Source organism: Halomonas sp. YLGW01 (assembly GCF_014840935.1).
Taxonomy (GTDB): Bacteria; Pseudomonadota; Gammaproteobacteria; order Pseudomonadales; family Halomonadaceae; genus Onishia.
This window is the reverse complement of the sequence record NZ_CP062005.1, coordinates 1,441,842-1,454,440: the sequence shown is the minus strand read 5'-3', so window position 1 is coordinate 1,454,440 and position 12,599 is coordinate 1,441,842. Positions and strand designations below refer to the sequence as shown.

General features: G+C 63.2%; 11 protein-coding genes. 6 read left to right on the top strand and 5 right to left on the bottom strand.

The features are described 5' to 3' along the window. Positions 1-10: 10 nt before the first annotated feature. The 5 genes from IEJ03_RS06795 (at position 11) to IEJ03_RS06775 (ending at position 4,053) form a co-directional block, all read left to right on the top strand. Entirely contained in the window at positions 11-1,240 is a 1,230-nt protein-coding gene (locus IEJ03_RS06795) for a type II secretion system F family protein (RefSeq protein ID WP_192036895.1), read from the top strand. Positions 1,241-1,340: 100 nt separating this feature from the next. Next, the gene (locus IEJ03_RS06790) at positions 1,341-2,204 is read left to right on the top strand and encodes an A24 family peptidase (protein WP_192036894.1); all 864 of its coding nucleotides are present in this window, start codon (positions 1,341-1,343) and stop codon (positions 2,202-2,204) included. Beyond that, positions 2,201-2,812 carry a dephospho-CoA kinase gene (coaE, locus tag IEJ03_RS06785; RefSeq protein ID WP_192036893.1) on the top strand — a complete coding sequence of 204 codons (612 nt, stop codon included), beginning with the start codon at positions 2,201-2,203 and terminating at the stop codon, positions 2,810-2,812. Before IEJ03_RS06790 ends, coaE begins: the two co-directional genes overlap by 4 nt. A 95-nt stretch (positions 2,813-2,907) precedes the next feature. Beyond that, the gene (gene yacG, locus IEJ03_RS06780; protein ID WP_192036892.1) at positions 2,908-3,135 is read left to right on the top strand and encodes a DNA gyrase inhibitor YacG; all 228 of its coding nucleotides are present in this window, start codon (positions 2,908-2,910) and stop codon (positions 3,133-3,135) included. Between the two features lie 12 nt (positions 3,136-3,147). After that, the gene (locus tag IEJ03_RS06775) at positions 3,148-4,053 is read left to right on the top strand and encodes a DNA replication terminus site-binding protein (RefSeq protein ID WP_192036891.1); all 906 of its coding nucleotides are present in this window, start codon (positions 3,148-3,150) and stop codon (positions 4,051-4,053) included. A gap of 424 nt (positions 4,054-4,477) precedes the next feature. On the opposite strand, the gene IEJ03_RS06770 is transcribed toward IEJ03_RS06775, so the two are convergent. Continuing rightward, positions 4,478-4,855: a histone-like nucleoid-structuring protein, MvaT/MvaU family gene (locus tag IEJ03_RS06770; protein WP_192036890.1), complete on the bottom strand. Its 378-nt coding sequence runs from the start codon at positions 4,853-4,855 to the stop codon at positions 4,478-4,480. 256 nt (positions 4,856-5,111) lie between these two features. On the opposite strand from IEJ03_RS06770, the gene bioA reads away from it, so the two are divergent. Next, positions 5,112-6,395, top strand: a complete 1,284-nt coding sequence (gene bioA / locus IEJ03_RS06765; protein WP_192036889.1) for an adenosylmethionine--8-amino-7-oxononanoate transaminase — start codon at positions 5,112-5,114, stop codon at positions 6,393-6,395. Between the two features lie 165 nt (positions 6,396-6,560). Here bioA and rpsA read toward each other — a convergent pair whose 3' ends face one another. The 4 genes from rpsA to pheA form a co-directional block, all read right to left on the bottom strand. Next, positions 6,561-8,234, bottom strand: coding sequence for a 30S ribosomal protein S1 (rpsA, locus tag IEJ03_RS06760; protein WP_192036888.1), 1,674 nt, complete (start codon positions 8,232-8,234; stop codon positions 6,561-6,563). A 184-nt stretch (positions 8,235-8,418) separates the two neighbouring features. Next, positions 8,419-9,102 (bottom strand): (d)CMP kinase, encoded by a 684-nt coding sequence (gene cmk / locus IEJ03_RS06755; RefSeq protein ID WP_192036887.1) that lies wholly within the window; start codon positions 9,100-9,102, stop codon positions 8,419-8,421. Continuing rightward, positions 9,099-11,417, bottom strand: coding sequence for a bifunctional prephenate dehydrogenase/3-phosphoshikimate 1-carboxyvinyltransferase (locus IEJ03_RS06750; protein ID WP_192037220.1), 2,319 nt, complete (start codon positions 11,415-11,417; stop codon positions 9,099-9,101). Before IEJ03_RS06750 ends, cmk begins: the two co-directional genes overlap by 4 nt. A gap of 32 nt (positions 11,418-11,449) precedes the next feature. Beyond that, the gene (gene pheA, locus IEJ03_RS06745; RefSeq protein ID WP_192036886.1) at positions 11,450-12,541 is read right to left on the bottom strand and encodes a prephenate dehydratase; all 1,092 of its coding nucleotides are present in this window, start codon (positions 12,539-12,541) and stop codon (positions 11,450-11,452) included. Positions 12,542-12,599: the final 58 nt, after the last annotated feature.

Below are 12,599 nucleotides of genomic sequence, written 5' to 3'. Positions count from 1 at the left end.
GGAGTCGCCCATGGCACGCAAGCCCAAGTCAGCTGTCAAGTCCAAGCTGTACCAGTGGAAATGGACCGGCAAGGGCCCGGGGGGACGCCGCGTCAGTGGCGAGCTCATCGCCACCGAGAAGGCGGAAGTCGAGCGCGTCCTCAATGGCCAGCGCATCATGGTCAAGAATATCCGCCGCAAGAGCGGCCTCGGTGGCGGCATGGGCACAATCAAGCCCCGGGACATCATGATCTTCGCCCGCCAGCTGGCGACCATGATCAAGGCTGGCGTGCCCATGTTGCAGGGGTTCGAGGTAGTCGCCGAGACCCTCAAGAAGCCGGTCATGCGCGCCCTGGTACAGGAGCTGATGGACGATGTCGCGGCCGGCTCGAGTTTCTCGGAAGCGCTGCGCAAGCACCCAAAGCACTTCGACCAGCTCTTCTGCAACCTGATCGAGGCCGGCGAACAGTCCGGGGCGCTGGATCATATGCTGGAGAAGGTGGCCGCCTACAAAGAAAAGATCGAGACCCTCAAGGGCCGGGTCAAGAAGGCGCTCTACTACCCGGTGGCCGTGATAGGGGTCGGCATCGGCGTCACCGCCCTGCTGCTGATCAAGGTGGTGCCTCAGTTCGAAAGCCTCTTCAATGGCTTCGGTGCCGAGCTCCCTGCGCCTACCCGCATGACCATCGCCATGTCCGAATTCGCCCAGCAGTACTGGTGGTGGGGTATCATCCTGCTGGTGGGCACCATCATGCTGATCCGCCAGGGCATGAGACGCTCAGAACCCTTCGCCTATCGCATGCATGCCCTCGCGCTGCGCATCCCGGTGATCGGCGACATCCTCGACAAGTCCTCGGTGTCGCGCTACTCGAGCACGCTTGCCACTACCTTCGGCGCCGGGGTGCCGCTGGTCGAGGCACTCAATACCGCTGCCGGCGCCTCGGGCAACAAGGTCTATGAACGCGCCATCCAGCAGGTCCGTGATGACGTCTCGACCGGCCAGCAGCTGCACTTCGCCATGCGCCTCACTGAACAGTTTCCGGCTCTGGCCGTGCAGATGGTGGGCATCGGCGAGGAGGCGGGCTCCCTGGATGCCATGCTCAACCGGGTGGCCGCCTACTACGAAGAGGAAGTCGATAACAAGGTCGATGCCCTGACGTCGCTACTGGAACCCTTTATCATCGTTTTTCTTGGGGTACTGGTGGGCGGCCTGGTGGTCTCCATGTACCTGCCGATCTTCGAGCTCGGTAGCGTTCTTTGACCTACTACACTGACCGCCCGGCAAGGGCGGCCAGGCCGCATAGACTTCGCTTCCGCACCGCCGACCACCAGATATCATTAACACTACTAGGAGCCTTTCCTTGTTCGCCGATCTTCCGCCTTCCCTCTTCTGGCCACTGGTCATCGTGCTCGGCCTTTGCCTGGGCAGTTTCCTGAACGTGGTGGTGACTCGCCTGCCGGTCATGCTGATGCAGGGCTGGCGAGCCGAGGCTCGCGAGGCCCTGGAGCTTGAAGATGAGCAGGACGAGGAATCTACGGCGACCTTCAACCTGATCACGCCCGCGTCCCAGTGCCCGGCCTGTCGGGCCTCCATCGCCTGGCACGATAACGTTCCACTGCTCGGCTATCTGAAGCGGCGCGGCAAGTGTGCGGGCTGCGGCAAGCACATCAGCCTGCAATACCCGCTGATCGAGCTCGCCGGCATGGCGCTGGTGGTGGCGGTCTTCGCCATTCATGGCGCAAGCCTCGAGAGCCTTTTCCTGACAGGCGCCTGCCTGACGCTCTTGGCCCTGGCGGCCATCGACTTTCGTACTCAGTTGCTGCCGGACATCATCACCCTGCCCCTGCTGTGGGTCGGGCTTGGCTATCAACTGCTCTTCCAGCCATTGATGCTGACCTCGGGGGTGATCGGCGCCATGGCCGGCTATCTCTCGCTGTGGGGCTTCTACTGGCTGTTCAAGCTCGTCACCGGCAAGGAAGGCATGGGCTACGGCGACTTCAAGCTGCTGGCCGCGCTTGGCGCATGGCTCGGCTGGCAAGCTCTGCCCATGGTACTGATCCTGTCGGCCGGTGTGGGCGCCGTGGTGGGCATCCTTATTCAGCTCGCCATACCGCGCCTGCGCGGCGCCCCCATGCCCTTCGGCCCCTTCCTGGCCATGGCGGGCTGGATCGCCCTGCTGGCCGGCGCGCCCTTGCAGGCTGCCTACCTTGGCCTGGTGTCATGAGCCTGACCATCGGCGTGACGGGTGGCATCGGCTCAGGCAAGTCCACCGTCGCCCGTGCCTTCGCCGCCCACGGTATCGACTGGATCGATGCCGATGACGTCGCCCGGGAGATCGTGGCGCCGGGCGAGCCCGCCCTTGATGATATCGTGGCGCACTTCGGCGATGGCGTATTGACGGCCGACGGCCGTCTCGATCGTCGCGCCTTGCGCGGAATCGTCTTTGCCGATGAGTGCGAGCGGCACTGGCTGGAGTCGGTCACCCACCCGCGCATCCGGGAACGCATCGTCGAGCATCTTTCACGCATGGCGGCGACCGACTCGCCCTATCACCTGCTGGTTTCCCCGCTCCTGTTCGAATCCGATCAACATCGGCTGGTCGATCGCCGCCTGGTCATCGACCTGCCGCAGACGCTACAGATCCAACGCACCGTCGATCGGGACGGCGGTGACGAGGCGCAGGCCAGGGCCATCGTCGCCGCCCAGATGCCCCGCGAGGAACGCCTGGCCAGGGCCGACGATGTCATCGACAACAGCGGCAATGCGGACGCCCTCGTCCGCCGGGTAGCCCGTCTCGACCAATTCTATCGCGGCCTCGCCAGCACCTCCTGAGGCGCGCGGCCTCGCCCTTGTGAGGCGTCATCAGGATTGCCTTGACCGCACTGTTTGGGCATCCTGACGCCAACATAGATCAGCCGTGGATTCACATGACTCAAGAACAGACGTCTCGCCCCCTGGAAGTCGCCTGCCCGCAGTGTCGCAAGACGGTGGCCTGGATTGATGCCAACCTGCATCGTCCCTTCTGCTCGAAGCGCTGCAAGCTGCTCGATCTGGGCGCCTGGGCGGATGAGTCCCACCGCATCGCCGGCGAGCCGGCCATGGATGAGACCGACATCGACGAGATGATCATGCGCGCCGAGCGCGGCCAGGAGTAGCGTCTCATCGCCATGTCGGACGGCCCACAACTGCCAGACAGGCTCGAGCAGCGCCAGTATCGGCTGCTGGCCGAACTCGAGGCGGCCTTCGATACCATCATCGAGCGCATCGAGGCCCTGGTGGCCTGCTATCGCCAGCAATGCCGAGACGGCCATACCGATGCCTGGGCACTGCATCACCCCACTCCCGACGCCGACTGGCTCAAGGGCGCGCTGCTCGATTTCTGGTATCAGGATGGACAGGATGGCCGCACGACGCGTAGCTATATCGGCCTGATTGCCGCCGACGAGCGCCTGCTCGAGCACGTCCGGGAGGTCAACGCTGCCAAGGACGCCTTTTCTGCGGTACTGGTCAGGATTCGCGAGCATGCCGCCGACCTCATTCCCGAGATCAAGGCCGTCCTGCCATTCCGCCACCCGACCCTGCATGCGCACCTGACCGGCCAGGGGCTCGCCCGATTGCATCTCAAGCAATGCTGGCGGCACCTGCCGGTGGCGAACGCGCCCCTATCGCGCGTCCGCCTGGCCTGGTACTCCAGCGGGCGCTCGATCAAGAGACTGACGGTGCGCGAGGCCGAGCAGAAACTGCTGGCTTTGGATGCCGATGCGCCGCATGTGCGCATTCAGCTTGAGCACCTGGCCGGCATTCCCGATAGCGAACCCCTGGCCCAGGTGCAGAAGCAGGCGCCACTAATGCGGGCCAACCTCTTCTTCGCCGAGCCCTTGGCCGATGGACGCGAACGACGGGCCATGAACGTCGCGCTTCCCCTGTTCATCCCGAGCACTGACGGTCGACTGCCGAATCATAACGAGCCCTTGCCGACACCGCAGGAGAAGCGCACCCGCGCCAAGCGCAGCGATGAACGGCTGGAAGAGACGCCCTTCCTGCCGAGCCTCCGGGTTTATCGCTACCGCTAAAAAAGCATCTCCACACTTCGCTCCGGAATGACGAGTCATCGACGATGGCGATAACGTCATGGCTCCGTCATCGCTTTTTCGTGCCCGTGATCTTCTCCGGGTCTTATCCTGACGCTTATTCTGGCGCTTATCTGGCTCTTATCTCACTACCGCTCCCGCCCAGCCGGCTTAACGCAAATAGCGCAGGGGCATCATTCTCGTCTACCCAACCGCCCCACCGTCTTCCGAAGAGCATATTGAACGCACTATTTCTTTCGCCTTCATCAACTGTTGCCATTTGGCGACAGCTGGCAATAAAGACAAGTCCTGCATCGTCTTACAATAGGGAATGATCCAGGAATTCAAACCCGACACGAGCCGACATAAAAAAGCCCCCGACAAGGTCGAGGGCATATCGGCGCGCGAGTCTGGCGCAGAGCCTAGATCACTCTTCGACGCGGACCAGCCAGGATTCGACGGTATCGTTACCGTACTCGTCTTTCCAGGCCTTGAGGGTCTTCTGGTTACCGCCGCGAGTCTCGACGACTTCGCCGGTGTTCGGGTTCTTGTAGATCTTCAGCTTGCGCTTGCGACGACCGCCGGATGATTCCGTCTTGGCTGCCGCCGGACGCGCGGCGCCCTTGGGGTCGACCAACTCGATCACATCGGCTGCGCTCTTGCCATATTCTTTCATCAGCGCTTCGAGCTTTTCCTTGAACTCCAGCTCGGACTTCAGGCGGTTGTCGTTTTCCATCTTATGGAGCTCTTCCGTGAGCTGCTTGAGCATCTGTTCTTTATGCATGTAGTCATTGAGCAGGGACATGGCCGTTCCTTATATGCTGCTAGTGGACACTACGGGACAGGTAGTTGGTAAAGCCAAAGATATCTGACTTGAGCCAAGTTTAATCATTTTCTTTTAGAACGACAACGTAGCATGCCGAAGGCAAGTCTCTCCTTTATTTTTTTCTTATTTTCTTCCTTATTATTGCCAGTGGGGAGTCAATATGCGGCCAGGAATGGTCATAGGGACGACCTGCTGTTAACCTATCATAAATCTTCGGTTAACAGAGTATAGCTCCATGAGAGATGTCCTTTGGCACCCCTATGCACAGATGAAGACACAACCCCCGGCCCTCAAGGTGGTCGGTGGCGACGGGGCACACTTCACCCTGGAGAGCGGCGAACGCCTGCTGGATGCCACCTGCTCTTGGTGGTGCATGATTCATGGCTATGGTCATCCCCGCCTGGTAGCGGCAATTCAGCAGCAGGCCGACACCCTATGTCATGTGATGCTGGGCGGACTGACCCATGAGCCGGCCGACCGGCTGTCGCAGGCCCTGGTCCGCATTACACCACCGGGTCTCAATCACGTCTTCTTCTCGGACAGCGGCTCGGTCGGGATGGAAGTCGCCATGAAGATGGCGGTGCAATACCAAGTGCAGCGCGGGCACCCCGGCAAGCATCGCATGCTTTCCCTGATGCGCGCCTATCATGGCGATACGACGGGCTGCATGGCAGTGTGCGATCCCGAGGAAGGCATGCACTCGCTGTTCGCCGGCTTCCTGCCAACCCATCATTTTGCCCCGGCACCGACGGCCGGCTTCGATGCCCCACGAGAGGCCGTGGAAGCCGGCATTCAGGGCCTGCGGGAAGTATTGGAGGCACACCACCAGGAGATCGCCGGGCTGCTCATGGAGCCGCTCCTGCAAGCCGCCGGCGGCCTCAACATGACATCCCCCTACTATGTACAGGCGGCAAGAGAGCTCTGCGACGAGTTCGGGGTGCTGCTGATCTTCGATGAAGTAGCCACCGGCTTCGGGCGAACCGGCAAGATGTTTGCCGCCGAACATGCCGGTGTCACGCCGGATATTATGGTGCTCTCCAAGGGCCTGACCGGCGGCTACCTGGGTCATGCGGCCACGCTTGCCACCGATCGGGTCTATGAGGCCTTCCTGAGTGAAGACCCCGATCATGCCTTCATGCACGGCCCCACCTTCATGGGCAACCCCCTCGCCTGCCGAGTAGCCCTGGAGAGCCTGGCCGTCTTCGAGGAAGAGGACTACCTCGGCAAGATCGCCTCCCTGAACGCCATCCTTCGCCAGGAGTTGGTCGAGGATGCCAAGCTCAGGGCACACCCGGCCGTCGAGGACGTGCGAGTGCTTGGGGCCACAGCAGTGATCGAGGTTCATGATGCCGCAAGCCTCGAGGGCGTACAGGACTTCGCTCGCAGGCGCGGTGTCTGGCTGCGAAGCTTCGGCCGCTGGTTGTACACCATGCCGGCCTATGTGACCCAGGCCGAGGAAATGCGCCAGATCACCACGACCATGAAGGACTGGTTCCTGAGCGAAACGCCGAGGCCCTGAAGAAACGCAGGGCCTGCCCCAGCAAGTGACTCCTTTGCAACTAGGTCATTAGAAACCAGGCCACTCATCCCAGACACACAGACACAAAAAAACGCCGCCCCTTGGGGCGGCGTTTTTGTTCAAGCCATCTTGGCGTCTCGGCGGACCGAGACGCCGGGTCGGGACTTAGTCCTGACCCATCTGCTGCTTGATCAGGTCACCGATGGTGGTCGGTGTAGCCTCGGACTCCTGCTCGCGCAGACGACCCATGTTGCGACGGGTGTCGTCCTGATCCTTGGCCTTGACGGACAGGTTGATCACGCGGCTCTTGCGATCGACGCTCACGATGCGAGCTTCGACGCTGTCGCCTTCGTTCAGCACGTTGCGCGCGTCTTCCACGCGATCGGCGCTGATCTCGGACGCCTTGAGCACGGCCACGACATCGGTGGACAGCTCGACGTGCGCTTCCTTGGCATCGACTTCGACGACACGACCGGTAACAACGCTACCCTTGTCGTTGACGGCGAGGTACTCGGCGACCGGATCGCTGTCCAGCTGCTTGATACCCAGGGAGATGCGCTCACGCTCCGGGTCGATGGACAGGATGACGGCTTCGGCTTCGTCGCCCTTCTTGAAGTTGCGAACCGCTTCTTCGCCGGTCTCGGACCAGGAAATGTCGGACAGGTGCACCAGACCGTCGATACCGCCTTCCAGGCCGATGAAGATGCCGAAGTCGGTGATGGACTTGATGCTACCAGCGACGCGATCGCCCTTGTTGAAGCGAGCGCTGAAGTCTTCCCACGGGTTGGTGGTGCACTGCTTGATACCCAGGGAAATACGACGACGTTCTTCGTCGATATCCAGCACCATTACCTCGACGTCGTCGCCAACCTGGACGACCTTGGACGGGTGAATGTTCTTGTTGGTCCAGTCCATTTCGGACACGTGGACCAGGCCTTCAACACCCTCTTCCAGCTCGGCGAAGCAGCCGTAGTCGGTGAGGTTGGTAACGCGTGCGTTGACCTTGGTGTTCTCCGGATAGCGACCCTTGATGTTGACCCAGGGATCTTCGCCCAGCTGCTTGAGACCCAGGGACACACGGTTACGCTCGCGGTCGAACTTCAGCACCTTGACGTTGATCTCGTCGCCAACGGCAACGATCTCGGACGGATGCTTGATGCGCTTCCAGGCCATGTCGGTGATGTGCAGCAGACCGTCGACGCCACCCAGGTCCACGAAGGCACCGTAGTCGGTCAGGTTCTTGACGATACCCTTGATCTGCTGGCCTTCCTGCAGGGTAGCCAGCAGCGCTTCACGCTCGGCACTGTTCTCGGCTTCGAGCACGGCGCGGCGGGAAACAACCACGTTGTTGCGCTTCGGGTCGAGCTTAATGACCTTGAAGTCCAGCTCTTTGTGCTCGAGGTGAGCGGTGTCGCGCACCGGACGCACGTCGACCAGAGAGCCCGGCAGGAAGGCACGGATAGAAGCCACGTCGACGGTGAAGCCGCCCTTGACCTTACCGTTGATCACGCCCTTGACGATCTCATCCTTCTCGAAGGCTGCTTCCAGCTCTTTCCACGCTTCGGCGCGCTTGGCCTTCTCGCGGGACAGGCGGGTCTCGCCGAAGCCATCTTCCACGGCTTCCAGTGCGACCTTGACTTCATCGCCCACGCCGATGGTCAGCTCACCGTTCTCGTCGCGGAACTGCGCGGACGGGATCTGGCCTTCGGATTTCAGACCGGCATTGACGGTGATCCAATCACCTTCAATGTCGACGACGGTCGCCATGACAATGGCGCCCGGCTCCATGTTGATGTCTTGGAGAGACTGTTCAAACAAGTCAGCAAAGCTTTCGCTCATGATGTTCCTACGTGATCAACGTTGAATGGCGGTTTACCGCCTTCTCCGCACCACCAGCGAGTGCGGGCCTACTGCAATATGCCCCGGGGATGTTGGCGCTGGTTAGACCTGAGCGGACTCTCAGTACGTGCTGTCCGCCCATGTCGTTACATCATCCCGAGGCCCGTAATGGATCGTTAGACGATCAAGCAATGCCACGCTGGGCAAGCAGATCCTTCACCCGTTCCACCACTTCCGGAATTGTCAGGCTCGTGGTGTCCAGCTCGATGGCATCGTCTGCCGGTTCGAGAGGGGCAACGCTGCGCTGCATGTCACGCGCATCGCGGGCCTGAATCTCCTTTAAAAGACTCGATAGACTAGCATCCTGCCCCGCTTCCCGCAACTGGAGATGGCGGCGTCGGGCCCGCTCCTCGGCGCTGGCGGTCAGGAAGACCTTGAGAGGCGCCCCAGGAAAGACCACGGTGCCCATGTCGCGGCCGTCGGCTACCAGGCCGGGGGCCTTGAGGAAGTCGCGCTGACGATTCAGCAGCGCCTGGCGGACCCGGGGCAACGCCGCTACCTGAGAGGCCCGGTCGCCGGCCTGCTCGGTGCGAATCTCGCGGCTGACGTCATCACCTTCCAGCAGTACCCGGCTGCCCCCCTCGGCGGGCACGAAGACCACGTCCAGGTTGGCGGCCAGCGACTCGAGGGCGTCCTCGTCGGTCAGGCTTACGTCATGGCGGGCCGCCGCCAGTGCGGTCAGGCGGTAGAGGGCGCCGCTGTCCAGTAGGTGCCAGCCCAACCGCTCGGCGACCAGGCGGCTGATGGTGCCCTTGCCGGCGCCCCCGGGGCCATCGATGGTCAGTACCCGTGCATCGACGTCGCTCATGCATCCTCCTGCTGTTCACTGGGCGCGGACTCGGTGGCCACAGGTTCCGGCGTGACCGTGAGACCGACGCGCCTCGCCAGCTCGACGAAGCCCGGAAAGGAGGTGGCCACATTGGCGCAGTCGTCGATCAGGATCTCGTCAGAGGCGCGCAGGCCCGCCACCGTGAAGGCCATGGCGATGCGATGATCGCCGAGGCTGTCGACATGGCCACCACCATAGTTCGGTGTGCCGGAGCCGTCGTCACAACCAAGGATGTCGATGCCGTCGGCCACCACGGTGTTCTTAACACCGAGCACGTCGAGGCCGTCGGCCATGGCCTGGATACGGTCGGATTCCTTGACGCGCAACTCCTCCGCGCCGCGCAGCCGGGTCGTGCCCCGGGCATTGGCGGCGGCGACGAACAGCGCCGGGAACTCGTCGATGGCCAGCGGCACCTGATCGACCGGAATATCGATGCCTGACAGCGGCGCGTAGCGCACGCGGATATCGGCCACCGGCTCGCCACCCACCTCATGCTGGTTGGAGAGCTCGAGATCGGCACCCATCAGCTTGAGGATGTTGATCACCCCGATGCGGGTCGGGTTGATGCCGACATGCTCAAGCGTCAGATCGGCGCCCGGCGTGATCGCCGCGGCCACCAGGAAGAAGGTCGCCGAGGAGATATCGGACGGCACGTCGATCGGGCCTGCGTTAAGCGCCCCGCCGCCGCTCAGTCGGGCGGTGTCGCCATCGCGGGCCACCGGATAGCCGAAACCGTTGAGCATGCGTTCGGTGTGATCACGGGTCGGCGCCGGTTCCTTGACGCTCGTCTCGCCGTCGGCATAGAGGCCGGCCAGCAGCAGGCAGGACTTCACCTGGGCACTGGCCATCGGCATGGCGTAGTCGATGCCCTTGAGGGGCTGGCCACCGTGGATCTTCAGCGGCGGACGACCGCCCTCGGCGGTATCGATCTTCGCACCCATCAGGCGCAGCGGATCGGCCACCCGCCCCATCGGCCGCTTGGTGAGCGAGGCATCGCCGGTCAGCTCGCAATCGAAGGTCTGGCCGGCCAGCAGGCCGGCGAACAACCGCATGGCGGTGCCGGAGTTGCCCACATAGAGCGGCCCCGCCGGCGCCTGGAGGCCGTGCATGCCGACGCCATGGATGGTCACCCGGCCCTGGTGGGGTCCCTCGATGGCCACGCCCATCTCGCGGAAGGCCTGCAGGGTCGCCAGGCTGTCCTCGCCCTCGAGGAAGCCCTTGACCTCGGTCACGCCCTCGGCCAAGGCGCCGAGCATAATGGAACGGTGTGATACCGACTTGTCGCCCGGGACGCGGATACGCCCGGCGACGCTGCCACCGGGGCTGACCCGGTAACGCATGGAATTGTCTTGCATGGTCTGATAACCCGCCTGATAACTGGTCTGGTTCAACAGCGTATCGAAATATTGTCGCGCATGACTGGCACGATCGAGGATGCCCAGCATGGCATCGCCGTCGCCCGCCTCCACGGCGTGACGCAACCGCGCCACGCCGCCCTCGAAATCATCCAGCGCCTGAAGCACCGCCTCGCGGTTGGCGGTGAAGATGTCCCGCCACATCACCGGATCACTGCCGGCGATGCGCGTGAAGTCACGAAAGCCGCCGGCGGCGTAGCGAAAGATCTCCAGCCGCTCGTCTTGACGCGCCAGGGTATCCACCAGCGAAAACGCCAACAGATGTGGCAGATGACTGGTGCGCGCCAGCACCTGGTCATGGCGCTCCACCGGCATCTCGAGCACCGTGGCGCCACAGGCCTCCCACAGGGCCCGCACCCGCGCGAGAGCCGCAGGCGCGGTGCCCTCGTCAGGCGTCAGGATGACCTTGTGCTGACGGTATAGCCGGGAGTTGGATGCGGCCACCCCGCTCTTCTCGGAGCCTGCGATCGGATGCCCCAGCACCAGATGGGTCGGAAGTTCGCCGAAGGCGCGCACGGCGGCCTCGCGGATCGCCGCCTTGGTGCTGCCGACATCGGTGATCACCACCTCGGGTGCGGCCGTCTCGAGCCCTGCCACCAGCTCGCCCATCACCGCGTCCATGGCCAGCACCGGCACCGCCAGCACCACCAGGGTGCTGCCGGGCAGCACGGCGGCAAGCTCGGTATCGCCGCCATCGATGATGCCCATCTCGACGCCGCGGGCGATTTCGTCGGCGTCCCGATCGCAGGCAAGGATCCGGCCACCGAAGCCGCCGGCCTTGAGCGCCGCGGCCAGGGAGCCACCGATCAGCCCGAGGCCGACAATCAGCAGCTGCCGCTCCCCGAGCGCACTGGCATCAGCCGCCTGCTCACCTGCCATCGCGGCCCGGAGCTCGGAAGATGTTGCCATGATCAGAGCACGCCCACCGGGTAGGAACCGAGCACCTTGAGCTCGGCGCAGCGCAGCCTCACTTCCTCGAGCATGGCGGCCACCCGCGCATCGTCGCGATGGCCGCTGAAATCGATGAAGAACACGTAGTTCCACACACCGCTGCGGGACGGCCGCGTTTCGAGTCGCGTCAGGTCGATCTGATGGCGATGGAAGGGCTCCAGCAGGTCATGCAGGGCCCCGGGCTGGTTGCGCATGGCGACCACGATCGAGGTCTTGTCCTCGCCGGAGACCGGGACGTCCTGATTGCCGATGATCAGGAAGCGAGTCGAGTTGTCCGGACGGTCCTCGATGGTCTCGGCGATCTTGTCGAGCCCGTAGAGCTTGGCGGCCATGTCACCGGCGATCGCCGCGCTGTGCCACTCGGTCTTGACCAGCTTGGCCGCCTCGGCGTTGGAGGAAACCGGCACCCGCTCGGCATGGGGGTAATGGGCATCCAGCCACTTGCGGCACTGAGCGAAGGACTGCGGATGAGAATAGATCCGCGAGACCTTGTCGCGCCGGGTATTACTGGAGACCAGCAGGTGATGGTGGATGCGCAGCACCACCTCGCCGCAGATGCGCAGAGAGGAATCCATGAAGGAGTCGAGGGTGTGATTGACCACGCCCTCGGTGGAGTTCTCCACCGGTACCACACCGTAATTGACGGCGCCGGCCTCCACCTCGCGGAAGACCTCGTCGATAGCGGCCATCGGCAGGCTGACGGCGCTGTCGCCGAAATGCTTAAGCGTGGCCTGCTGGGTGAAGGTGCCCTCGGGCCCCAGGTAGGCGACCTTGACGGGCTGTTCAAGCGCCAGACAGGCCGACATGATCTCGCGGAACAGCCGCGCCATTTCCTCGGCATCCAGCGGGCCCTGATTGAGGGCCATGATGCGCCTTAGCACCTGCGCCTCACGTTCGGGCCGATAGAAGACGGCATCCGGGTCGGACGCGGTCTTGACCTTGGCGACCTGACTGGCGCACTGGGCGCGCTCGCTGATCAGGCGAAGAATCTCGCCATCCAGACCATCGATACGCTGACGCAGCGCATCGAGATCAATGGGAGTGTCACTCATTCGATTTCCCCTACACTAACCCCTGATTCGACAATCCGCGGCCTGCCCTGGCTCAACG

Excerpts from the sequence above, each read along its gene's own strand:
- IEJ03_RS06795 (WP_192036895.1), top strand. The coding sequence starts at position 11 with ATGGCACGCAAGCCCAAGTCAGCTGTCAAGTCCAAGCTGTACCAGTGG.
- coaE (WP_192036893.1), top strand. The coding sequence starts at position 2,201 with ATGAGCCTGACCATCGGCGTGACGGGTGGCATCGGCTCAGGCAAGTCC.
- yacG (WP_192036892.1), top strand. The coding sequence starts at position 2,908 with ATGACTCAAGAACAGACGTCTCGCCCCCTGGAAGTCGCCTGCCCGCAG.
- IEJ03_RS06775 (WP_192036891.1), top strand. The coding sequence starts at position 3,148 with ATGTCGGACGGCCCACAACTGCCAGACAGGCTCGAGCAGCGCCAGTAT.
- IEJ03_RS06770 (WP_192036890.1), bottom strand. The coding sequence starts at position 4,855 with ATGTCCCTGCTCAATGACTACATGCATAAAGAACAGATGCTCAAGCAG.
- bioA (WP_192036889.1), top strand. The coding sequence starts at position 5,112 with ATGAGAGATGTCCTTTGGCACCCCTATGCACAGATGAAGACACAACCC.
- rpsA (WP_192036888.1), bottom strand. The coding sequence starts at position 8,234 with ATGAGCGAAAGCTTTGCTGACTTGTTTGAACAGTCTCTCCAAGACATC.
- cmk (WP_192036887.1), bottom strand. The coding sequence starts at position 9,102 with ATGAGCGACGTCGATGCACGGGTACTGACCATCGATGGCCCCGGGGGC.
- IEJ03_RS06750 (WP_192037220.1), bottom strand. The coding sequence starts at position 11,417 with ATGGCAGGTGAGCAGGCGGCTGATGCCAGTGCGCTCGGGGAGCGGCAG.
- pheA (WP_192036886.1), bottom strand. The coding sequence starts at position 12,541 with ATGAGTGACACTCCCATTGATCTCGATGCGCTGCGTCAGCGTATCGAT.